The sequence below is a fragment of the Paenibacillus sp. BIC5C1 genome (assembly GCF_032399705.1).
GTDB classification, from domain to species: Bacteria; Bacillota; Bacilli; order Paenibacillales; family Paenibacillaceae; genus Paenibacillus; species Paenibacillus taichungensis_A.
Genome location: NZ_CP135922.1, coordinates 2,965,228 through 2,987,534 on the forward strand (window position 1 = coordinate 2,965,228; position 22,307 = coordinate 2,987,534).

21 protein-coding genes and 1 other annotated feature are annotated in these 22,307 nt (G+C 45.9%); of the genes, 16 read left to right on the plus strand and 5 right to left on the minus strand.

All coding sequences use genetic code 11. The features are described 5' to 3' along the window. Positions 1–29: 29 nt before the first annotated feature. From RS891_RS13545 to RS891_RS13555, 3 genes are all read right to left on the minus strand, one after another. A complete protein-coding gene (locus RS891_RS13545; RefSeq protein ID WP_113052294.1) occupies positions 30–1,577 on the minus strand; it encodes a helix-turn-helix domain-containing protein in 1,548 nt (515 codons plus the stop codon). A gap of 87 nt (positions 1,578–1,664) precedes the next feature. Then, a complete protein-coding gene (locus RS891_RS13550; protein ID WP_113052293.1) occupies positions 1,665–2,672 on the minus strand; it encodes an ABC transporter substrate-binding protein in 1,008 nt (335 codons plus the stop codon). 197 nt (positions 2,673–2,869) lie between these two features. Then, positions 2,870–3,460: a biotin transporter BioY gene (locus RS891_RS13555; RefSeq protein WP_113052292.1), complete on the minus strand. Its 591-nt coding sequence runs from the start codon at positions 3,458–3,460 to the stop codon at positions 2,870–2,872. A 112-nt stretch (positions 3,461–3,572) separates the two neighbouring features. Here RS891_RS13555 and RS891_RS13560 point away from each other — a divergent pair, with 112 nt between their 5' ends. From RS891_RS13560 to RS891_RS13590, 7 genes are all read left to right on the plus strand, one after another. Continuing rightward, complete coding sequence (locus RS891_RS13560; RefSeq protein ID WP_315795555.1) at positions 3,573–4,436, plus strand: ATP-binding cassette domain-containing protein; 864 nt, start codon at positions 3,573–3,575, stop codon at positions 4,434–4,436. After that, positions 4,421–6,187: an ATP-binding cassette domain-containing protein gene (locus RS891_RS13565; protein WP_315795556.1), complete on the plus strand. Its 1,767-nt coding sequence runs from the start codon at positions 4,421–4,423 to the stop codon at positions 6,185–6,187. Before RS891_RS13560 ends, RS891_RS13565 begins: the two co-directional genes overlap by 16 nt. Before the next feature lie 97 nt (positions 6,188–6,284). Further along, on the plus strand, positions 6,285–6,590 hold the full coding sequence (locus RS891_RS13570) for a hypothetical protein (RefSeq protein ID WP_113052289.1): 306 nt from the start codon (positions 6,285–6,287) through the stop codon (positions 6,588–6,590). A 644-nt stretch (positions 6,591–7,234) separates the two neighbouring features. After that, complete coding sequence (locus RS891_RS13575; protein WP_113052288.1) at positions 7,235–7,810, plus strand: GNAT family N-acetyltransferase; 576 nt, start codon at positions 7,235–7,237, stop codon at positions 7,808–7,810. A gap of 82 nt (positions 7,811–7,892) precedes the next feature. After that, on the plus strand, positions 7,893–8,441 hold the full coding sequence (locus RS891_RS13580; RefSeq protein ID WP_113052287.1) for a hypothetical protein: 549 nt from the start codon (positions 7,893–7,895) through the stop codon (positions 8,439–8,441). 65 nt (positions 8,442–8,506) lie between these two features. Continuing rightward, the gene (locus RS891_RS13585; protein ID WP_113052286.1) at positions 8,507–9,082 is read left to right on the plus strand and encodes a GNAT family N-acetyltransferase; all 576 of its coding nucleotides are present in this window, start codon (positions 8,507–8,509) and stop codon (positions 9,080–9,082) included. An 82-nt stretch (positions 9,083–9,164) separates the two neighbouring features. Further along, entirely contained in the window at positions 9,165–9,713 is a 549-nt protein-coding gene (locus RS891_RS13590) for an HAD-IA family hydrolase (protein ID WP_258530570.1), read from the plus strand. 159 nt (positions 9,714–9,872) lie between these two features. Here the strand turns inward: RS891_RS13590 and RS891_RS13595 are convergent, their stop codons facing one another. Beyond that, positions 9,873–11,399: a sensor histidine kinase gene (locus RS891_RS13595; RefSeq protein WP_113052284.1), complete on the minus strand. Its 1,527-nt coding sequence runs from the start codon at positions 11,397–11,399 to the stop codon at positions 9,873–9,875. Further along, positions 11,399–12,082, minus strand: coding sequence for a response regulator transcription factor (locus RS891_RS13600; RefSeq protein WP_063563521.1), 684 nt, complete (start codon positions 12,080–12,082; stop codon positions 11,399–11,401). Before RS891_RS13600 ends, RS891_RS13595 begins: the two co-directional genes overlap by 1 nt. 203 nt (positions 12,083–12,285) lie before the next feature. Here RS891_RS13600 and RS891_RS13605 point away from each other — a divergent pair, with 203 nt between their 5' ends. The 9 genes from RS891_RS13605 to RS891_RS13645 all read left to right on the plus strand — a co-directional run bounded on the left by RS891_RS13605 (position 12,286) and on the right by RS891_RS13645 (position 22,247). Beyond that, positions 12,286–14,538 (plus strand): glycosyltransferase family 39 protein, encoded by a 2,253-nt coding sequence (locus tag RS891_RS13605; RefSeq protein ID WP_113052283.1) that lies wholly within the window; start codon positions 12,286–12,288, stop codon positions 14,536–14,538. Positions 14,539–14,570: 32 nt separating this feature from the next. Further along, positions 14,571–15,557, plus strand: coding sequence for a glycosyltransferase family 2 protein (locus RS891_RS13610; protein ID WP_113052282.1), 987 nt, complete (start codon positions 14,571–14,573; stop codon positions 15,555–15,557). Next, positions 15,550–15,987: a GtrA family protein gene (locus RS891_RS13615; RefSeq protein WP_113052281.1), complete on the plus strand. Its 438-nt coding sequence runs from the start codon at positions 15,550–15,552 to the stop codon at positions 15,985–15,987. The genes RS891_RS13610 and RS891_RS13615 overlap by 8 nt, the downstream gene beginning before the upstream one ends. A 1-nt stretch (position 15,988) precedes the next feature. Further along, complete coding sequence (galU, locus tag RS891_RS13620) at positions 15,989–16,861, plus strand: UTP--glucose-1-phosphate uridylyltransferase GalU (protein WP_113052280.1); 873 nt, start codon at positions 15,989–15,991, stop codon at positions 16,859–16,861. Between the two features lie 148 nt (positions 16,862–17,009). Then, positions 17,010–17,855: a class I SAM-dependent methyltransferase gene (locus tag RS891_RS13625; protein ID WP_113052279.1), complete on the plus strand. Its 846-nt coding sequence runs from the start codon at positions 17,010–17,012 to the stop codon at positions 17,853–17,855. Positions 17,856–18,045: 190 nt separating this feature from the next. Next, positions 18,046–18,322: a binding site (T-box leader), on the plus strand. Between the two features lie 117 nt (positions 18,323–18,439). Beyond that, positions 18,440–19,525, plus strand: coding sequence for an aspartate-semialdehyde dehydrogenase (gene asd, locus RS891_RS13630; RefSeq protein ID WP_113052278.1), 1,086 nt, complete (start codon positions 18,440–18,442; stop codon positions 19,523–19,525). 376 nt (positions 19,526–19,901) lie between these two features. Further along, a complete protein-coding gene (locus tag RS891_RS13635; protein ID WP_315795557.1) occupies positions 19,902–20,162 on the plus strand; it encodes a hypothetical protein in 261 nt (86 codons plus the stop codon). Positions 20,163–20,432: 270 nt separating this feature from the next. Continuing rightward, on the plus strand, positions 20,433–21,329 hold the full coding sequence (locus RS891_RS13640; RefSeq protein WP_257219414.1) for an ABC transporter permease: 897 nt from the start codon (positions 20,433–20,435) through the stop codon (positions 21,327–21,329). Between the two features lie 30 nt (positions 21,330–21,359). Further along, positions 21,360–22,247, plus strand: coding sequence for a carbohydrate ABC transporter permease (locus RS891_RS13645; protein ID WP_315795558.1), 888 nt, complete (start codon positions 21,360–21,362; stop codon positions 22,245–22,247). Positions 22,248–22,307 lie beyond the last annotated feature (60 nt).

Sequence of the window (22,307 nt, forward strand, 5' to 3'; positions counted from 1 at the left end):
CTGTTTACGTGGATGCGGCTTTTTCACTGTTACCCAATCAAATTCACCAGGTCCTGAACCTGCCCCATCATGGAGATTGGATCTTCCCGAAGCCAGTCTTCCGTCATACGGTAAACCTGCCCCTTTTGTACTGCCGGAAGTTGCTGCCAATACATGCTGCGTTCAAGCTGTTCAAACTGTCGGATGGATTCCGGATCGCCGGACACAACGATAAAGAGATGATCACCCGCATATTTATGCAATTGATCTAGTGGAATATCTTCTTTGAACGGATGAGATTTGTTTTGCTGGGCTGCCAGCACCGGAGCAGGAGGTTTTAATTGCAAATCACGATATAACACACCTACGTCGTAGTAAACCTGGAAGGTAGCAGGGAGCCCTCTCATCCAGAAGAATGAGACCGTTTGGTCATCATCATGAAGAGGAGACAAGAGTCCTTTGGTTTCCCTAATCTTGTTCATATAGCTCTCCAACCAGGCTTCTGCCACAGGCGTTCTTCCAGTCAAATCCGCAATTAGACGAAAGCGCTCAAAGAAAGGCAGGGACCAGGGAACATCCAGTGTAGGAGCAATCTTGGAATATTCCGCATAATGATGCCCGTTAAAAGTCACGATGAGATCGGGTTTCAATTCCGATATCTTATCCATATATGGTGTTACCACAGAATTCCCAATCGAAGGAACACCTCGCACATGACCCTGGTAATAACGGCATTCCAGCAATTGGTAAGGCGCGCCAATAGGTGTTATGCCGAGCGCCAGCAGCTCACCCAGGAACTGAAACGAGGCAACACGCATCGTGTGCTTTCTTAGATGAATATATAAACGCGGCGATACACCGGTGTGCTGCTTGAAGCTGCGACTGAAATGAAAAGGATCACGGAACCCGATATGTCCTGCAATTTCCTGAATCGAATCATTTGATTCCAGCAGACGTTTTTTGGCACGATTCATTCGTAAGGCATTCAAATATTGGATAGGGCTCTGTCCGGTATGCTCACGAAAAAGACGCGAAAAATGGCGTGAGGATAGCCCGGTCTCTGCGGCAAGTTGATCCAAAGTATAGTCAAGTGTAACGGATTGTTCCAACCGTTTAAGGAGTGTATCTACAGCCTGTATGCTGCGATATTCTTTATCCACCGTGTCTGCTTTCATGACGAGTAAAATCAATTCCTGAAACAGTACATGTTTGCTGTAGTTTTCTTTCTCGTCGCAAAGATCCTCCACGGGGTGCAGCAAGTGAACCAATTGAATCATGCGGGAAACATGCTCTGGGTATACTTGACCTTGCGCTAATACAGCTGTGCGAGGCGTACCCTGAACAGACACGGGTAGAGGTTCGAATTCAATCCAGTATACTTGCAGAGGAAGATCAGAGTGGTTCTCAAGCTGCACTTCCATTCCGGGATGAAATAGAAAACAGCTTCCTGCTAAAACCTCAGTTAGTTTATCCATGCAATGGACGTTGCCGCGCCCTTCGGTGATGATCATCAACGTATGACGTTGTATTGATTTTGTTGACGAACCGGATATCGCATCGCAGTATGTACCTGTATGTATATAGACCAGCGAAATCATGGTAACCCTCCTCAAAAGCTGAAAAGAAGCTCATCAGGCAGGATCGCTGAAGAACTTCTCTAATGTATATGATGTGATGAATATTTTTTATTTGGTAAGTAATTGAACTGCATCATCCAATTGAGCATTGAGAGACATCACGTCGTAAGAGAACCATAGGCTCTCATCAACCACGTAAACTTTATTATTTTTGACGGCAGGCAGTGAGTGCCACAACTTGCTATCATCCACTTCTTTGAGGAAATCAGGATCATTATCGAATCTGACCACAAACAGTCGATCTGCTGAGGCATATTCTGGCAGCTTCTCAAGAGAGATGTTGATGCCGAGTTCATGATCCCCTTTGGCCCATTCCTCTTTGACGGTATCTGTCATGTTGAACTTCAGCACGTCATATAAGGTATATCCTACATTAGCGTTCCCGTATACTCTGAGTTGACCTTTTTCAAATCCGCCAATAACCACTACGCCGAATGTCTCATCTGGTGAAACGAAGGAAGAAAGCTTGGTGCGTGCCTCTTCGGATTTCTGATTGAATGCCTGAACCCATTCCTCTGCTTGTTCGCTTCTGCCAATTACGTCAGCCACTGACTCGAAGTGTTGGAATGCATCGACACCTTCCCATTGGACAACAACCGTAGGGGCAATCTTGGACAATTGTTCCAATTGGTCCTCATTCCACTCTGCTGCAATGATGAGGTCCGGCTGCAGTTCGAGTGCCTTTTCCAAATTCAGCTTATTGGATACCCCGATATCTTCGATCCCTTCCAATTGATCTTTAATCGAGACATAGTTGTTAAGCAGATGTGATGCTGCCCCAGCTGGTTTAAGTCCTGCTGCCAGCATTTCCGGTAAATACTGTGTAGTTAGAATACGTTGGGGATGGGATGGAATCGTTACCTCACGGCCAAGAGCATCTTTATATACACGAGTTGCCGATTCTCCGGCAGTATCGGTTGACGTTTCTGACTGCTGAGCAGAGTTCCCCCCATTAGAAGATAATGATGTTTGTTCCCCTTGACCGCAAGCAGAGAGAAGCAAGGTTAGCACAAGAATGATGCATGAAAGCTGGAGTTTATTTGGATGACGCAACATAATAATGAAATCCCCTTTTTTCTTTTATAATGATAATCATTATCAATTATTATAGTCAAGAGTTCTTTTGAAGAACATGTTGAATATGGACTTGAAGCATGGAAAATATGGACATGACATTCTGGCGCAATAGAAAATACCTCCAAAAATTAATTTTGGAGGCATTTGTTTCGTTTTATTTACGACCCATTGATGTCCTAAGAATCTGCTCGCACAACCGTTGAGTTCATATTGCCTGTCAGTCGTTGCGGAGGGAAGACCATGCGCACAGGTGCGATGATGATCGCAGCGAACAAGGCTTTGATCAGATCACCGATAATGTAGGGATAGAACCCTTGTATCATGGCTTCGGGTAATGACATTTTGTAAGCATAGGCCAACCAGGGCACGCCCGAAACATAAATCAACATTGAACCAAATACCTCAAATACGATAAAGGCCAGGAAATAACCAACGAATCCGTTCAGTTTGATTCTGCTGAGTAATAACCCAATAAGCAATGCGGAGAAGGGCCACATCATGACATATCCCCCTGTAGGACCAAGGAGTACTGCAAGTCCGCCTGCGCCATGCAGAAGCGGGAAGCCAACTGCAGTCAGGACTACGACTAAAGCGACACTTAGAAAACCATATAAGGGACCAAGCAGTCCGCCTGCCAGCATAACCGCAAGAGTTTGCAATGTAATCGGCACAGGAGAGAAACCAATGGGAATACTTATGTAACCAAAAAGAACCAGTATGGCTGCCATCAGTGCGCTGAATACAATACCTCGCAAAGATAATTTCATGTTTGAACATTCCTTTCAATTTTGGTAATCTTATTGTTAACCGATCAAACGGATGTGGTTAACGATTTGGATCGTACCACAAAAGATTCAAAAGGGAAAGGACCAATTTGCGATGCAAGACGTTACACCTTTGATTACACTAGATCAAGTCCGTGTTCATTATGCCTCCGAGTCAGGACGTATTCGTAAGGCAGTGGATGGGGTTACGCTGGAATTAGCTCCGGGAGAGTGGATAAGTATTGTGGGAGCCAATGGTAGTGGCAAGAGCACGCTGGCTGGACTACTGATTGGATTCACTCCGTTATCCGGCGGAGAAAGAAAGGCTACTCCAGAACTGGTTGTTCGTGGAGTCCTCCAGCAGCCTGATGCACAGGTACTGGGAGATACCATTGAGGAGGAGTTCCATTTTGCTTTATCCTCTCTGCTGGAATCTCCTGATGAACAATTACGCCGGAGAGAGCACGCATTACATACGGTTGGACTTGAACACCCGCCAGAGGCGTCAATATCGATGCTGTCTGGAGGACAGAAGCAGCTGCTTAATATCGCGGTAGCGCTGGCGGCTAAGCCAGATGTGCTCATTCTGGACGAACCTACGGCCATGCTTGATCCAGGAGCCAGAGATCGAATGGAAGCTGTAGTTCAAACTATTGTCCAGCAAGGGACGGCGGTAATCTGGATTACGCATCATTTGGAGGAAGCGACCCTTTGCGATCGAATTATTGCCATGGAACAGGGACGCTGTGTTTACGATGGAGCTCCTGCAGCTTTCTTCTATGGAAAAGATAAGGAAGAGACGACTGCTGAGGCTGGAAAAGAAGCACAACCACCATCACCCTGCGAACAGCTGGGGCTTGCTCCACCTTTTACGGTGCAGACGGCTCTACTTCTGAAACGGAAAGGTCTGCTCCATCATGCGACACCTCTGCGACCAGAGCAGTTGGTTAAGGAGGTAGCCCTTTGGCAATCGAATTAGAACATGTAGGTGTAGCTTCGTCACAACCTGACAAAAGAGCGCTGCTTCAAGATATCACAGTCCAACTGAAACGTGGCGAAGTCACTTTATTGTTAGGCTGCACAGGATCAGGCAAAACAACACTGCTGCAAACAATCGCCGGTCTAAAGCCTCCAGATGTGGGCAGCCTCAAGCTGGATGGAGAGTTTTTCTGGCAGAACGGTAAAGTGCCGCAGTCCATTTTGCTGCAAATGGGCTTGGTCTTTCAATTCCCGGAGCAACAGTTGTTCGCCCGAAGCATTGGTCGAGAATTTGCTTATTCCCTGCGTCCATATCGGCTACCGGATGAGCAAAAGAAAAAGCAGATTTCCGAAGCACTGGAGCACTGGGACTCCCCAGCGGGTCAGGGAGAAGAAGAACGGTTCCATTCGGACAGATCACCTTTTGCACTAAGTGGGGGAGAACGGAGAAGACTGGGGCTTGCCCTGGGAACTGCTACGCAGCCTTCATGGCTATTGCTTGATGAACCCAGCGCCGGATTGGAAGCACAAAGTGTGATCATGCTGCTGGATGTATTGAATCAGCATCGAACTGCAGGTGAGGGAGCCATTGTGGCTACACACGACCTGGACTCATTTTTACCACATGCGGATCGGGTTCTTTTGTTGAAGGATGGGCGTCTGGTTGCTGATCTCACGCCACGAGAACTTCATACAAGACCAGATCTGCTGGAACTTGCGGGAATTGGGCTGCCACCATCCATGCAACTGGCACAACAATTTGCGGCGTCGGGCATTCATTTTCCTTCTACTGTGTTGACCCCGGAGGAAATGGCTGAAGCTATTGTTCAGTTCGTCAATGAGCCTTTAGAGCAGAAGGTTAATGTTATTGGTAATGAGGAACCATTCAGAGTAGAATTCAGAGTAGATGAAGCAAAGCTTGCCTTTTCAAGCTCCGACACTTCGGGAGGAGAAGGCACACAGGAGTCCATATACGCCCACGCTGAATCAGGATCAAGCAGAGGATTGTACGGTGCCATGGACCCGCGTCTGAAATGGGTTTTATACATTTTGCTCGTGACCGCTGCGATGCTTCAGCGCCACTGGTTAGGTCTCTCTCTTACGTTGGTGCCGGTCATCTTGGCGCTTGTTGTGTTGCCACGGCAGGCTCTGATGGGATGCTTGAAATTAATGAAGCCGCTCGTACTGTTCTTTCTCGTATCTACCGCGTTGTCGGGCACGACTCTTTCTACAGAAGGTGGCGGCCTACAGTTTGGATTTTCCCTGATGCAGGCGGAGGCGACGTTACTGAATGTATACCGTTTGTTTATCGTTACGTTGGCAAGCCTTTGGTTTTCACTGACTACGCCATATGGGCGCATGGTTGAGGGACTGAATTGGGTGCTTGGTGTTGGCAAAAAAATTAAACTGCCCGTGTCGTCGTTTGCACTCGCCGTGTCCTTAATCTTTCGTTTTATCCCGATGATCTGGAGTGAATGGCAGCGATTCTCGCTAATCGTCCGGGCACGCGGCAAAGCTGCATTAAGACCGAATACGGTACGTATACGTGATCTTGGTCCAATGGTCATTCCCTTGCTAATGGCGCTGTTTCAGCGTGCAGAAGATATGACGATTGCGATGGAAATGCGGAAAGTTAGGGAGAATTCCTTGCTCGGAGCACGCTCCTCCTTATTGGTATGGACCAAACGAGATACATGGATTTGCATGATTGGACTTATTGTTTTTGTATTTTATATCTGGATCAGAGACTGAAACGCATTGTTTGCCATGCATCATGCATAAATCCTTTCATTTCCGTTCAAAATAAACATGCTTTGATCACCACGAAGCAGATATGGAGGGACGAACGATGAAGGATAAATTTCTGCAAGAAGAAAGGCAAGAATATACCGATGTGTCCACGGTGGAGTCGCAGCGAAATGATATCACACTCGAAGAGTTCCCTGAAGGTCCTTACGGCTCATCTCTAATGTCTGAATCTCTTGGCAAAAGCTCGCCGTGGCGAGTGGATCAAAGGACCGCGCACCGTTTCGATTATGAAAATCATGAGCTGCACGAAGGGGAGGTTCGGGATTACCCCGGCCAGGATGTCTACGATGAAACGGTCCCCGATAATGTAACCAAGCCTCAATACCCGGAAGAAGAAGATTTGTAATCACGTACTATATAAAATAGATGATAGCCTTCGGCAGGTTCCTCCTGTCCGGGGGCTATTTTTAGTTGTATCGCTTATGAAAACAATTCTCCTCAAATTCCACAATATGGGTTATCATAGGTGTACTTCGTATAAGGAATGTTTGTGGTATATCATTTCTAACAATATAAGGAGATAACCATGGATCAGGACTATATTCAGTATATGCGGTCATTTGTGGGATGAAGTTGATTTGAGGAACAAAGAAGATGAATTTGGAAAGCGGGAAACTAGGTGCGTCTTTCAATTCAGGAAAGATTACCGATGATGGAGAGTATCTTCCAAGTCGGCTTATTGTGGCGAGTGGGTAGAAGAATTTCTAAGGAACTCAGGACGTCTTATTTCGCCTTCAAGTCCTCTTTTAAAAAAGTAAGGAACTTCAGAGACGCTATTTGCAGAAATCTCTGATAAAAACGCTACAAACGTCTGTTTATTCTAATATAGCGCGCCTCAGGTTCCTTAGATTTCTGCGTTCACCTCAAATCCATGAATAAGACGTCTCAGATTTGTTAGCGCTCGCTCCACCTTCTGCTACCGAGCATGCTCAGTTCCATTTCGGCGTTCAGTAGGTTTGAAGACATACTTATAAATTGGGGGGTATCAGAATGAGAGAGATTAACTATAGCAATTATTTTTGGCAGGATGATAAGGTCAGATTACGTGCTTTGCGTGAGGAAGATTGGGAGGATCATTATTATAACCGGTTTGATTCACCCGCTCGTCGTTTACTGGAATGTGCAGTAGAACTGCCACCTACGAATGCTGATGCGAAGAAATTTACGGAAGCCTTCTCCGAGTTCTCTTTAGACAGAGGACGAATCATGTTCACGATTGAGAATATGGATGGTGAGAATGTTGGGGGAGTGAACCTGAACAGCATTGATGAGCGGAATGGTACCTTTAGCATTGGAATTCAAATTGACAGGGACCATCGCGGAAAAGGATACGGGACGAGAGCCATTCGTATTTTGCTCAAATATGCCTTTTTCGAGCGCAGGCTTAATAAATTCAATGATTATGTTCTGGAAGGCAATGAACCTTCTGCAGCCATGATGAGAAAGCTTGGATGTGTGCAGGAGGGCGTGCGTCGTCAGGTGATTTATACCGATGGGAAATATCAGGATCTGATCCTGTTCGGATTAACCAAAGACGAGTTTATTGATAAGGAAGGACTCGTGTGAGTCCCATTTTAAATCAGAGCGGCCCGATGTTTATGATCTGCCAATGTTAGTTCGGTAACTGACAATGTGCAAGGGGTGAAATATGAGGAAGCTGTTATGGATAAGTTCGTGCGTTGTTGTATGTGTATTGGTTAGTGTTACTGCATTCTTCTGGAATGATATTTTTGGATATAAAACGTTAGAGAAGGCTGTTCAGTCTACTTGGAAATACCCTCTTCAAGTGGTTAATGTAGATCAGCAAAATGAACTGGTTTTGTCACTGGACCAAACACAATATGTTTTCGCTGCTTATGAACATAAGAATGGGAGATATCACTATGATACCGATAGTGAATCAGGTTGGACAGCGAGTTCAGATGTGGGGCCCGCCTTTTTGGTACAAGCGGAACCGAAGAACAACAAAGGAAATTTTATATGGGGCGCTTTATATTCCAATATGCCTGTACACAAGTTTAAGATTGAATACACAAACGGTGAGACTCAGGAGGTTGAGTCAAGTAATAATACGTTTATCATGAAAATGCCGGAAGCTTACCAGAGTGAAGACAAAATGATGTTAATGACAACGTTCACGAATGTGTATGCTCTTGATGAAGAGAACAACGTAATAAGAGCTTATAATTTGAATTGATTTTTGGTTATCGAGCTTTAAAGTGAAACGCAACAAGGTAGATAAGATGTACACCAGGAGGCTTTATGAAACAAACCAACCAAAGTGATGAATTAATCATTGATTGCAAAGATATATATTTGCGCGAGTATCGACTTGAGGATTTGGAGAAATTGCAGGAAATCACCTGGCAACCTGAGGTATACGAATTTTTGCCAGGATGGAATGCTGCGGTTGAAGAGAGAGTACTTTGGCTGACTCAATACGAAATCCCTGAGAATCGGAATTTTAAACAAGCTGTTTTGGCGGGAGGAGACATCGGAGACCTCTGTTTACGGTTGGCTATCGTGCTCAAAGAAAATGATGAGTTTATTGGATGGTGCTGTTCGGGGATCAAGGATGAACTGCCAGCGCCCAATCGGGAGATTATGTACGGCATTTCGAAACACTTCCGGAACCGTGGCTATACAACGCAGGCAGTAAAAGGAATAACACAGTATTTATTTGAAAATACAAACGTTGAAGTATTGAATGCCATTGCTTTATTAACGAATCAGGCATCCAACAAGGTAATACAGAAATGCAATTTTGAATATCTGAATATGATTGAAATCGAAAATGAACCGTACAACCATTACCAATTGTTGAAGCACCAACAATAACCCTACTGTAATTGGCTCAAGAAGACTGCACAGGAGTGATACCATAGATTCCAAACCTCAGCTTGTTTTAGATCTGGCCGGTGTGCTGATCACCAATCTTTCCTCCTCATTCTGGCAGGAGCTTGCTAGCTATGCAGGTACTCCTTTTCCTGTATTAATCGAGCAATTAAGTGGTATACGCAAGGACTTGTGGACAGGAAGGATGACAGAGGAACAGTTCTGGATCTGGATGCAAACACAATATCCCAATATGGAAAAGATGTATGCATATGAATTACTTGAAAAAACAACAGAGTTGCTACCTGCCATGCATCGTCTTGAACGATGGAGCAAGCAGGCAGAACTTCATCTCTTGAGCAATCATTGTCAAGAATGGATTCAACCGATTTTGCCGTTGATCCAACCATATTGCAAGAGCATAACGATATCCAATCAGGTGGGATATTGCAAGCCAAATACAGAAATATATGAACTTGTACAATCTCATTTAGCCAAGGATGCACCTATTATATATGTGGATGATCAGGCTAAAAATTTGAAGCCTGCTGCTGAGCTGGGATGGGAAACATTACTTGCGGATGAACAGCATCAATGGATTGCTGAAATTGACGGATGGCTCGCAGACCAATGATAATTAGCGATACAGATGCCACTACATACAAATCCACCTATCCACCAATTCGATACTAAACAAATACCCATATCATTTCTCTGTAGAAATGATACGGGTATTTGTCATATGATAAGAGCCGCAATAAACGAAAATCCGCATCTCACGCTTTCGTTCAGCTTAGGATTCACTCTTGACCAATGGCAGCAAAATCGTAAATTCCGTTCCTGCACCTATTTGGCTGCGTACTGTAATTTTCCCGCCATACGATTCCACAATCGAAAGTGTAATGGCAAGGCCTAGACCCGCGCCCCCTTGTTTTCTTGAACGGGAAGAGCTTGTGCGATAGAAGCGTTCAAAGATATGAGGGAGATGTTCCGGTTCAATCCCGGAGCCGTTATCTTTGACAGTTAACTCGGCTTTATGCTGAGCGGCATATAACGTCATGCTGATGGCTCCCCGATCTGAATCGGTGTGCTGTACTGCATTGTGGAACAGATTAAGTACAACCTGTTTCAATTTGTGAGCATCGGCCATTACATGAACTTCAGCGGTCAGGTCGAGATGAACCTGTCTTTCCTGAGCCATCATGATCAGCTGTGGCTGCATTTCGAGCAGCAGACTGTCGAGTTGAATGACTTCCTGCTCCTGCTGAGGCGCCTGATCCAGCTTGGTCAGCATCAGCAGATCCTCTACAAGTTTGTTAATCCGCATCGATTCACCATACATGCTGTTCAAAGCACTATATAATTGCTCGCTGTTGGAGGCTGCGCCGCGTTTGAGCACCTCAATGAATCCGTGAATGGAGGTAAGAGGGGTACGCAATTCATGGGAAGCATCGGACAAAAAACGCTGCATCTGCTCCTTCGATTCCCGCTCTGCTTCAAACGAGTCTTCAAGTCTCTCAAGCATACCGTTAAATGAAAGCGCCAGCTGATCCACTTCCTGTTGTCCCTGGACAGAAGGAAGTCGTTCGGCCAGGCTGCCTGCATCAATTCGTTGCACAGTATCTACCATACTGGACAAGGGAATCAGTGTCCGGCGAAGTGCTTTAGCGTATAGAACGAGTCCGGCCACCATAGCCAGCAGAGATAACATCAAGAAGATCAGAAGCTGTTTTACGATCAGGTCTTTTAGCGGTTTCGTAGCAGTGCCCATCTGCACCATGGGTAAGCCGCGATTACGTGGTCCAGGCGAAGAGAAGACGATTAACTGCTCATTGCCTTGATTATCCGTTACAATCCGGTACGGAACATGTTGTTTATCGTTGATCCGATCTGTGATGTTCTGATATTCAACGGATGTCAAGCGAGGAGCGGTCAGACCGTCTTCACCAAAAATATCCTCGAAGCCACTTTGATTATCGAATAAGGCGAGTGAACGATCGGGAATGTATAAGAAACGATTGCCTGATCCTCTTGGATCTGATCCAGATTGCCCACCAAAAGGATTGCTTGTCGCACCACTTCGTGAAGACGATCCGAGCCACACAGGAGGCATGGACATGAGCTGCTCTTCCATGGTTTTCGCCTGGTTGCGATACAGAAAACTTTCCATAATCCAGAATTGAAGAATGCCAATTAATAATAACAGAGCTGCCATAATGAACAGGGAGCGTGCGAGTAATTGAGAGCGAAGCGAACGTGGCGATATCCATTGATGCAGCCATGTCCAAAGATGTTTGTCCTTCTTTAATAAAGAGACCATCAGAGATCCACCCTGTATCCGACACCTCGAAGTGTACGAATGAGTTTATGCTCTTTATCCCCCAGTTTGTCACGCAAGGAGCGGACGTACACCTCCACAATATTCTCTTCTCCACCAAAATCGTATCCCCACACGCGGTTCAGAATGGTCGCTTTACTCAGGACAATACCATGATTGAGCACGATGAATTTTAATAGTTCATATTCGGTTGGAGATAACTCCAGAATCTGATCGTGATAGGTAATCTCTTTGCGTTGATCATCAATTCGGAATGGACCATGAGTCACTGCCCCTATTAATAAAGGAAACTGATTTCGAAGCCTTGCCTGAATCCGTGCAAGCAGTTCATCGAACGCAAAAGGCTTAATCATATAATCGTCAGCACCAAGCCATAGGCCTTTTACCCGATTTTCAACTTCATCTTTGGCTGTCAGCATGATCACTCCGACCTGAGCTCCGCTCTTGCGCAGACGCTCAACAACTTCAAACCCATCCATCTCGGGCATCATGACATCCAGAATGGCCATATGTGGACGAAAGTCGAGTGCCAATTCAAGCGCAGCAGCTCCATCCGGGGCTGTACGTACATCAAAGCCTTCGTTGCTTAGTCCAAGCTCCAGAAATTGCAAAATATGTGGTTCATCATCGGCCAATAGTATTTTAATGCCAGTACTTAGCTTCATAAGCAGGCGTTCCCTCCCGTTAAATCCATCGATTACATACCCTCAATTCTAGAGGTCTATATGCTGTATTATCGCTCGCCAAACTGAAAATTAGCTGAAAAGTTTGCAAGTTATCCTCAGGCAACATTCAGCGGGCACTCATCCCAGTTTTACTTTGGCCTGTCACAATAGTTGATATGAAGAACTTGAAGGAGTGATTGAGATTGAATAACGCCAAACGAAGGATTGACCTTGTCCTTCTGCCGATTGTTTTACTGGCGGCATTTCTGAACGGGTATGGCATCTGGAACGACCAATATGCCAATTCCTATTATACGACCGCCGTCGGGAGCATGCTGAGGAATTTCCATAACTTTTTCTATGCATCGCTCGACTCGGCTGGTTCGGTAACCGTAGACAAACCACCGGTTGTCTTCTGGATTCAAACCGCTTTTGCTTACGTTTTTGGATTGCATGGATGGAGTGTTATTTTACCGCAAGCGTTAGCGGGGATCGGTTCGGTGCTGCTGATATATTTCATGGTCAAGCCTACATTTGGTCTTGCCGCGGCGCGAATCTCGGCACTTGCGATGGCGACTGTTCCTGTCGTGGCAGCGGTCAGCCGTACCAACAATATTGATAGCATGCTGGTATTCACGTTGCTGCTGGGTTCATGGTTTTTGTTCAAGGGAAGCAAGCAAGGCAGTACGTGGCGTATTCTGGTTGCCTTTGCACTCATCGGACTTGCTTTTAATATGAAAATGCTGCAAGCCTACATGATTCTTCCGGCTTTCTACTTGTTCTATCTGCTTGCATTCAACGCAAAGTGGAGAAGAAAAATCATTCTGCTGATCGGAAGTACGGCGGTGCTGGCAGTTGTTTCCTTATCCTGGGCAGTCACCGTGGATTCTATACCGACAGATGAACGGCCTTATATCGGCAGCAGTGAAACCAATTCGGTGCTGGAGCTGGCTTTTGGATATAACGGCTTATCCCGTCTCACGGGACAACAGAACAGATCAGCGAATGCAGGCATGCCAAACGCCTCTGATGAAGGCAAGGCCCGTGGCAACGCAGCTTCCCAGACCTCAGCATCCGGTCAATCGGGCAGCGGCTCGGCTCCAACAGGCAATGCACCGGGGAATGGTGAAATGGGTGGCATGAACGGAATGACTTTCCCAGGCGGTCAGATGCCAAACGGTGGCGAGATGCCTAATGGAAGAAATTTTGGAGGTGGTAATGGCGGCGGAGGCATGGGTGGCATGTTTGGTACCGGGGAGAAAGGTCCTCTGCGGTTATTCCAGACCGAACTGTCCGGTCAGGCCAGTTGGTTTTTGCCTATTGTATTACTTGGCTGCATCGCCATATTTGCCGGGTTAAGACGGAGAAATATAACCGATAAGCATAAGGAAGCCCTGTTCTGGCTGGCCTGGCTGCTTCCGGTAGCTGCATTCTTCAGTGTGGCTGGTTTCTTTCATCAATATTATCTGATTATGCTCGCACCTCCGGTAGCGGCATTAACCGGAGCAGGGTTTGCAGCCATGTGGTCGGCATATCGTGAACGCAATGGCTGGCAAGCCTGGCTGCTTCCGTTATCCGTACTGCTTACGACCATCTTCGGCTGGTATATCATGCAGGTGTATAACGAAACTATCGGAGCAGGTTGGTCCATAGGTGAGTTAATTGCAGGCATTCTGATCACGGTTATCCTGATTGTGATGCTTAATCGTTCACATCCATGGAAACAGGGTTTGATTATCGCAGGCTTCATGGTCATGCTGATTGGACCAACCTATTGGGCATTTACCCCTATTACGTATGGAGGCAACAGCATGATTCCGGCGGCCGGGCCGACAGGTTCCAATGGGATGTTTGGCGGAATGGGCATGGCAATGGGAGATAGACAAGGTGATCGCAATGGTGGCGGAATGGGTATGGCTCAGCCGAATACATCAAATGACACCGACACCGATCAGGCTTTCCCATCGTCCGATGAAGCTGACCCTAACAATGCGGGCATGGGAACAATTCCGAATTCAGGCGGAAACATGAATGGCGGAGGAGGCATGCCGACGACAGGTGGCCGAGGTGGTGCGGGAAACCGCAACGAAGAAGTGGACACCACAACACTGAATTATCTGAGAGAGCATAACACAGGTGAAACCTATCTCTTTGCAACGACGGACTATAACCAGGCAGCTCCATATATCATCGATGAAAATGAAGCAGTCATTACGCTTGGCGGGTTCTCGGGTTCAGATCCGGTGTATAGCACGGAAAAATTGGAACAACTCGTGAAGAGTGGGCAAGTGAAATACTTCATGGTAGGTGGCATGGGCGGCCGAGGTGGCAGTTCTGATATCGGCGACTGGATCAAGGAGCATGGTACCGAAATTCCAACGTCAGAGTGGAAGACGGGTACGGACAGCGGTTCAGGTTTCGGCGGTCAAACCACTCTATATGAAGTGAAATTATAAACTTGATCGAATGGTTAAAGGAGGGAACGAACATGGCTCAAAAGTGCCGTTACAGCATTATCATTCCGATGTATAACGAAGAAGCGGTGATTGAGGAGACCTATCGGCGTCTGAAAAAAGTCATGGGCAGTACAGGAGAGAGTTACGAACTTCTTTTTGTCAACGACGGTAGCGTGGACCAAAGTGCACAGATGATCCGTGACTACGCCCGTTGGGACGAAAGTGTGAAGCTGATAGATTTCGCACGCAACTTCGGTCACCAGATCGCAATTACGGCAGGGATGGATTATGCAGCAGGCGATGCCGTCGTCATTATTGATGCGGATCTTCAGGACCCTCCCGAGCTGATATTGGACATGATCGCCAAGTGGAAAGAGGGCTATGAGGTTGTCTATGCCCGTCGAACCCGACGAAGCGGTGAGACACGCTTCAAGAAATGGTCAGCAAGCATGTTCTACCGCGTACTGCGTGCGTCGACGGATACGGATATTCCAGTGGATACGGGGGATTTCCGACTGATTGATCGCAAGGTGTGTGATGAGATGAAACGTCTTCCGGAAAAAAATCGATTTGTTCGCGGACTGGTCAGTTGGGTGGGGTTCCGTCAGACGGCCATTGAGTATGAACGGGATGAGCGTTTGGCAGGGGAGACAAAATACCCGCTGAAACGCATGTTGAAGCTGAGTTTGGACGGCATTACCTCATTCTCATACAAACCGCTCAAGCTTGCAGGTTACGTAGGAGCTATTCTATCCATCGGCGGTTTCATCTATATGCTTAGTGTCATTGCTTCAGCGATATTCACAGATTCTACGATCAAAGGATGGCCTTCGATGGTCAGTATCATGCTGATATTTAACGGCTTTATATTGATCATGCTGGGCATTCTTGGCGAGTATGTCGGCCGAATCTATGATGAAACGAAGGCGCGCCCCCTCTATATCGTAAGAGATGTGTATCAGATGGAGAGTCAGTCAAGTCAGTCACGGTTAACGGGCAGAGTTGCTCATCATGACTAACCGGTTGGTCACTATATTTAAGTTCGGCATTGTGGGTGTCCTGAATACGGCAGTGGATGCATTGGTATTCACGTTGCTCGCTACCGCAGGCGCACCTGCTCTAATTGCCCAGGTAATCTCGTATAGCTGTGGGGTCGTAAACAGTTACTGGTGGAACGGCAGATGGACCTTCCAGGATTCGGGAAGACAGGGCAAAAAAAACGAAATCATGCGTTTTGTAATTACCAATCTAGTGGTTCTTGCGTTATCTTCTCTGATTCTGTACATCTGCAACAGCATATTAGGTTGGAGCGTGGTAATGAGTAAAATACTGGCAACTCTCTCGGGCATGGTTATAAATTATATTGCGAGTCGGCATTGGGTGTTCCGGGCAGAGCCCGTTCAAGGATCTGACCCTTCATCTGATGCGAATGAAAGGAGTGTTTCATGATATGAGAATTAAAAAAGCAGTCATTCCGGCAGCCGGGCTTGGCACCCGATTTTTGCCGGCAACCAAGGCACAACCGAAAGAAATGCTGCCAATAGTGGACAAACCGGCTATTCAATACATTGTGGAAGAAGCGGTACAATCTGGCATTGAAAATATCATCATCGTAACCGGACGGAATAAAAAATCGATTGAAGATCATTTTGACAAATCGGTTGAATTGGAACATTCCCTGTACGCCAAGGGCAAACAAGCGCTACTGGAAGAGGTGCAAGCGATCAGCGAAATGGCAAGTATTCATTTTATCCGGCAAAAAGAGCCGCTTGGATTGGGCCATGCGATTGGATGTGCTCGCCAGTTCGTGGGAGATGATCCGTTCGCCGTACTGCTTGGAGATGATATTATGGTGTCAGATCCACCAGCGCTCGCACAGATGATTCATTTATATGAAAAGACAGGCAGCCAGATTGTTGGCGTGCGGCAGGTGCAACCTGCTGACGTGAGTAAATACGGCATTATCGATTCACAAGGGGCAGAGGATCGGGTTCACCGAATCACCAATCTGGTAGAAAAACCTTCAATTACAGAAGCGCCCTCCCGAACAGCCGTGATGGGACGTTACATTCTGAAGCCTTCCATCTTTCCCATTCTGGATCGAATCGAGAGAGGTGCTGGAGGAGAATATCAGCTAACGGATGCGCTAAAAGAAGTAAGTCAGGTGGAAGAACTGCTGGCTCTTGAACTGGAAGGACGTCGCTACGATATTGGTGATCAGTTCGGATATATTCAGGCGATCCTGGAGATTGGACTGATGCGTAAGGAACTACAGCCCATGCTTACACCATATCTTCAGAAGCTCGCTACGCAGTGGGCGTAGGATTGATATGTAGCTGAGGTTTAAATCTGCTGTAGGACGGGGGCTGCTCATTGCCATGGTTCTGGCATAGACTCCAGCATTGTACAATGGAGCCTGTCACGATACAATGAGCAAGAAGTTCAAGTTGCTCTTTGAGGAGTGAGGAATCATGAATGAGTCTATCATCAGGGATCTTATTCAGTATATGGACGTGGAGGACAACGCGGCTATTCAATACATTCAGACCGAGCATCGGTTGAAACTGGGTCACTTTTGGGAAATCCGGGAAGGCAGCCGCGTTCTGGAAATTGGTTGTGGTCAGGGAGATACCACTGCCGTACTTGCACATCTGGTGGGGGAACACGGTTACGTTCATGGTGTAGACATTGCACCTGAGGATTATGGTGCACCACTGACCGTAGGGGAAGCGGCAGCCAAGCTGCGGAAATCTCCGCTGGGTGGCCGAATTCGAATGGATTATGAGTTTGACATCCTAAGTGGACAGGCTCAATTCGCTGAAAATGAGTTTGATGTGATTGTACTTTCCCATTGTTCATGGTACCTGAAATCGTTTGAAGAACTCGCGGAGATTCTTAAAAAGGTTAGGACGTGGGGACATCAGCTATGTTTCGCCGAATGGGACACACGAGTTACAGATGTGAGCCAGCTCTCACATTGGTTATCCGTTCTGATTCAGTCGCAGGTTGAATGCTATAAGGAGAACAGCTTCTCCAATGTGCGCACGCTCTTTACACCGGAGGATATCCGAGAGCTTGTCTCTGCGGCAGGCTGGACGATTAAGGAAGAGGCTTCGATCCATTCTCCCGAGCTGCAGGACGGTCGCTGGGAAACGGAAATGACACTGGCAGAAGCGCCAGTGGAACTGCAGATGCTTCCGATTCCGGACAAAGTAAAAACACTTCTAATTTCCGAACTGAAATTACTTAGAACACATCATGTTTCTGGGCCTGGGAGTCCACTGGGAACGTATGCAATTGTTGCCAAAAAGCAGTAAAGAAATAGCTATTTGCAGCAATTTATAAAAAAACGTCTATCGACGTACTTTCACAGAAGACAGACCGCGTTTAGCTGAAGTTTTTCTTGCGATAATTGAATTGTTCAGCTCCGCTGAAAACGTATTAATTCCGTTATCTAAAAAAATGTGTTTACTTCACGATGGTAATTTTGATATTATAATCGCAATATCAAATGCGACGAAGAGATGAGTAGATAAAAGGTTTTCTTTCACAGAGAGCTCCGGTAGCTGAAAAGGGGTAAAGAATTTTTTATTGAATAAAGACTCAGAGCAGCACATCGGAACTTGAAGGATTGAGGGATGGTGTGACAGGAGCTCCTGTTACAGAGCGAGAGTATATACGGATGGGCATGATTTTATGCAGTATCCTTAACTCGAAGAGGCTGGTATGGCGACATATTGGCGAATCTGGGTGGTACCACGAGTGTAACAATCTCGTCCCTGAGACTTTTGTCTTGGGGATGGGATTTTTTGGTTTTTCCGGGATGTTGGCTACACGCTTTGGAAACGCCTGAATAGTGTTTAATAAGAGGGAACTCACACTGAAAGGAAATGATGATTCTATGTCAGCAAAATTGAAAGTCGGTATCGTCGGAGGAACGGGGATGGTGGGTCAACGATTTGTGGATCTGCTCAATGGACACCCATGGTTTGAAGTAACGGCTATTTCAGCAAGTGCCAACTCGGCAGGCAAAACATACGAAGAATCCGTACATGGCAGATGGAAACTCGCCGTTCCGATCCCGGAAGCAGTGAAAAACATCGTTGTGCAGGATGCTTCCCAAGTGGAAGCTTTTGCGAGCCAGGTTGATTTTATATTCTGTGCTGTAGATATGAAAAAGAATGAAATTCAAGCGCTCGAGGAGGCTTATGCCAAAACGGGAACTCCGGTTGTTTCCAACAACTCGGCTCACCGCTGGACAGCGGATGTACCTATGGTCATTCCTGAAATTAACCCGGGACATCTGGACGTGATTGAAGCTCAACGCAAACGTCTAGGAACGAAAACCGGATTCATTGCAGTTAAACCAAACTGCTCGATTCAGAGCTATGTACCTGCACTTCACGCGTTGCGCGAGTTCAACCCAACTCAAGTGGTGGCTTCCACTTATCAAGCAATCTCTGGAGCAGGCAAAAACTTTACCGACTGGCCGGAAATGCTGGATAACGTGATTCCATACATCGGTGGCGAGGAAGAAAAAAGTGAACAGGAGCCGCTGCGCATCTGGGGAAGCATTCAAAATAATGAGATTGTAAAAGCGTCCTCACCATTAATTACAACACAATGTATTCGTGTTCCAGTAACAGATGGTCACCTGGCGACAGTATTTGTATCCTTTGAGAAAAAACCATCCAAAGAAGAAATTCTGGATCGTTGGTTGCAATTCAAAGGTCGCCCGCAAGAACTGGGTCTGCCAAGCGCACCGAAACAGTTCATTACGTATTTTGAAGAAGAGAACAGACCACAAACGAAGCTGGATCGTGACATCGAGCGCGGCATGGGCGTTTCAACGGGCAGACTGCGCGAAGACTCCCTGTATGATTACAAGTTTGTAGGACTGTCTCACAACACGCTGCGCGGAGCAGCAGGTGGTGCAGTTCTGATCGCTGAATTGCTCAAAGCTGAAGGATATATTCAGCCGAAATAAACAGGCATTGTGGAGATGGGAATAGCAGTAATAGAATATCACTGACAGGTACCCCTTTTAGTAGACAAGAGTATGAGCATCTGAGAAGATGAATTTATTTTTGTTGAACAAAGGGGTATTTTTAAATCCAAACCGTTTTGCTACGGTATTTGGATGACATCGTTACTATACATATCTGTTACAAGGGAAGAAGGGATCTGCTCATGTCGTTACAATTATCATTCTATGAAGGGCAAAACTAATATGGTAAATATTACATTGTAAATTCATGAGAATTCCGGTATTTTTATTAACGGCAAACTTTTCCTCTATAAAGTAGAAGTGGATTGTCTTAGCAGGTAGCAATTGAAGTGAAGGAGAAAGGAGGAAAAATAGTATGTCAGAAGTTGCTAGTCAAAGAGTACATAAGCCAGGACCACCACCAGTAAGTTTCGGTAGTTGGATGCTCACATTGTTCCTTATGATGATTCCGCTTGTAAACATTATTATGTTGTTTGTTTGGGCATTTGGAGATTCGAATCCTTCGAAATCAAATTATGCCAAAGCATCATTGCTGTGGGCAGCCATCGGAATTGTTGTGTATATTCTTGTGTTCGTACTTATCATTGGAGCTGGAATTTCACTCTCAGATTACTAGGTTTAAGAGTACGTAGCTTAATAAAGTTTCAACTCGAACGCCGACAATAATGTCGGCGTTTTTTAATTTGTTTTTTCTCATGTTCGTTGATTAGGTACACATTTCGTTAGTTGTAGTTCTATTCCATGAAGAGGATTGGGATTACGATAGAAATATCAAGCGACGAAGTGGGTGATGAGGAAAATGAAGAAAGTAAATGTGCCAGACCACCCACAATTGTTGGGAAAGGGAGTTACGCAGACCAAATCGGTTTCAGGGTGGAAAAGGTTTATGGGACAGTGGGAGTTTCAAGTTATGATCTGGCCTGCTCTGTTATTCTTGCTGATCTTCAGCTATGGACCCATGTGGGGGATTTTTATTGCGTTCCAGGATTACAATTTGTTCGCAGGCGTGAAGAATAGTCCGTGGGTTGGATTCATGCATTTTCGCATGTTCTTTGAATCTCCGGAATTCTGGAGCGTGATGCGAAATACATTTGCCATCAGTTTGCTTAAGCTGTGTATCGGTTTTCCCGCGCCGATCATCTTGGCCCTGATGTTAAATGAAGTGGCAGGCAAGTTCAAACGAGTCGTTCAGACAGTCACTTATGTTCCTCATTTTATGTCATGGATCGTAATCTCTGGGCTCGTATTCTCTATGCTTGCGGTGGATAATGGGGCGGTTAATGAGCTTCTGATCGCACTAAATCTCATTCATGAGCCGGTTAACTGGATGTCCACACCCGAGTATTTCTGGGGAATCCTTGTATCCTTAAATGTCTGGAAAGAGATTGGGTTCGGTTCAATTGTCTACCTAGCGGCCATTATCGGCATTGATCCCGCCCAATATGAATCTGCTTCCATCGATGGAGCGAGCCGTTTCCAACAGATCTTTCGAATTACAATCCCGAATATTATGCCGATTATGATGATCTTTCTGATTTTGGGGATTGGTAACATTCTAAATGCGGGTTATGAAGATATTCTGGTACTCACAAAAAACTTGAGTAATGGCATCGTTCTTCCCGTTGCGGATGTAATCGACACCTATGTCTATCAGATGGGGATTGTTAATCAACGATTCTCCTATGCAACCGCGGCAGGATTATTCAAATCGTTATTAAGTGTAACATTGTTGGTTGTAGCGAACACATTGGCAAGAAAGTTCGGAAAAACAAGCTTGTGGTAAAACCGCGAGTGAAAGAGTGGGAGATCGTCTATGAAACTGTCTGCAGGAGATCGTATTCTCAAAATCGTGATCTATGCGCTGTTGAGCATTCTGGCATTTATTACTTTTTATCCGTTCTGGAATTCCCTTGTCTTGTCGTTGAACGTAGGTTCCGATACCTCCTCAGGTGGGATCACCTTTTGGCCAAGACAATTTACGTTGGAGAATTATGCAGTTGTGTTCCAAGAAAAAAATATCTACAATGCGTATCTCATCACGATTCTTCGGACAGTAATTGGCACGGTATGTGCACTGCTTTTTACATCTTTATTCGCTTATGCGATGTCCAAAAAAGGGATCATGTTCAAGAAAACCTACATGATTCTTGCCTTAATAACAATGTTCTTCAGCGGAGGAATTATTCCGTACTTTATCCTTGTCTATCACCTTCAATTATATGATACGTTCTTATTCCTCGTGCTTCATGGCATGGTTAACGTGTATAACATGATCATCTTCCGTACCTTTTTTATGGAACTTCCGGACGGGCTGGAGGAATCGGCCAAAATGGACGGATGCAGCAATTTTGGTGTATTTTTTCGAATTGTGCTGCCTGTATCCGGCCCCGTTATGGCGACCCTAGGACTTTTTACTGCTGTATTTTTGTGGAATGACTGGTTTATCCCGGCGGTATTCATCAGTAATCAAAATTTGATCCCTCTGCAAACGTTGCTGGTCCAGATTATCAACGCAGGAACAACGGCTTCGCTGATGACCAATCTGAACAGTTATGCGCAAAGTATGGTGCAAAATACGGTTACCGTAAAATCCTTGCAGATGGCTACGATGATGGTGGCCACGCTACCTATTCTCATGATCTATCCATTTTTACAGAAGTATTTTGTGAAAGGTGTTCTGGTAGGCTCACTTAAAGAGTAGTTTGCTCGCAAAATGGTTATGAAGCCTTCTTGTCTGACGGACAGGAAGACGTGTAACATA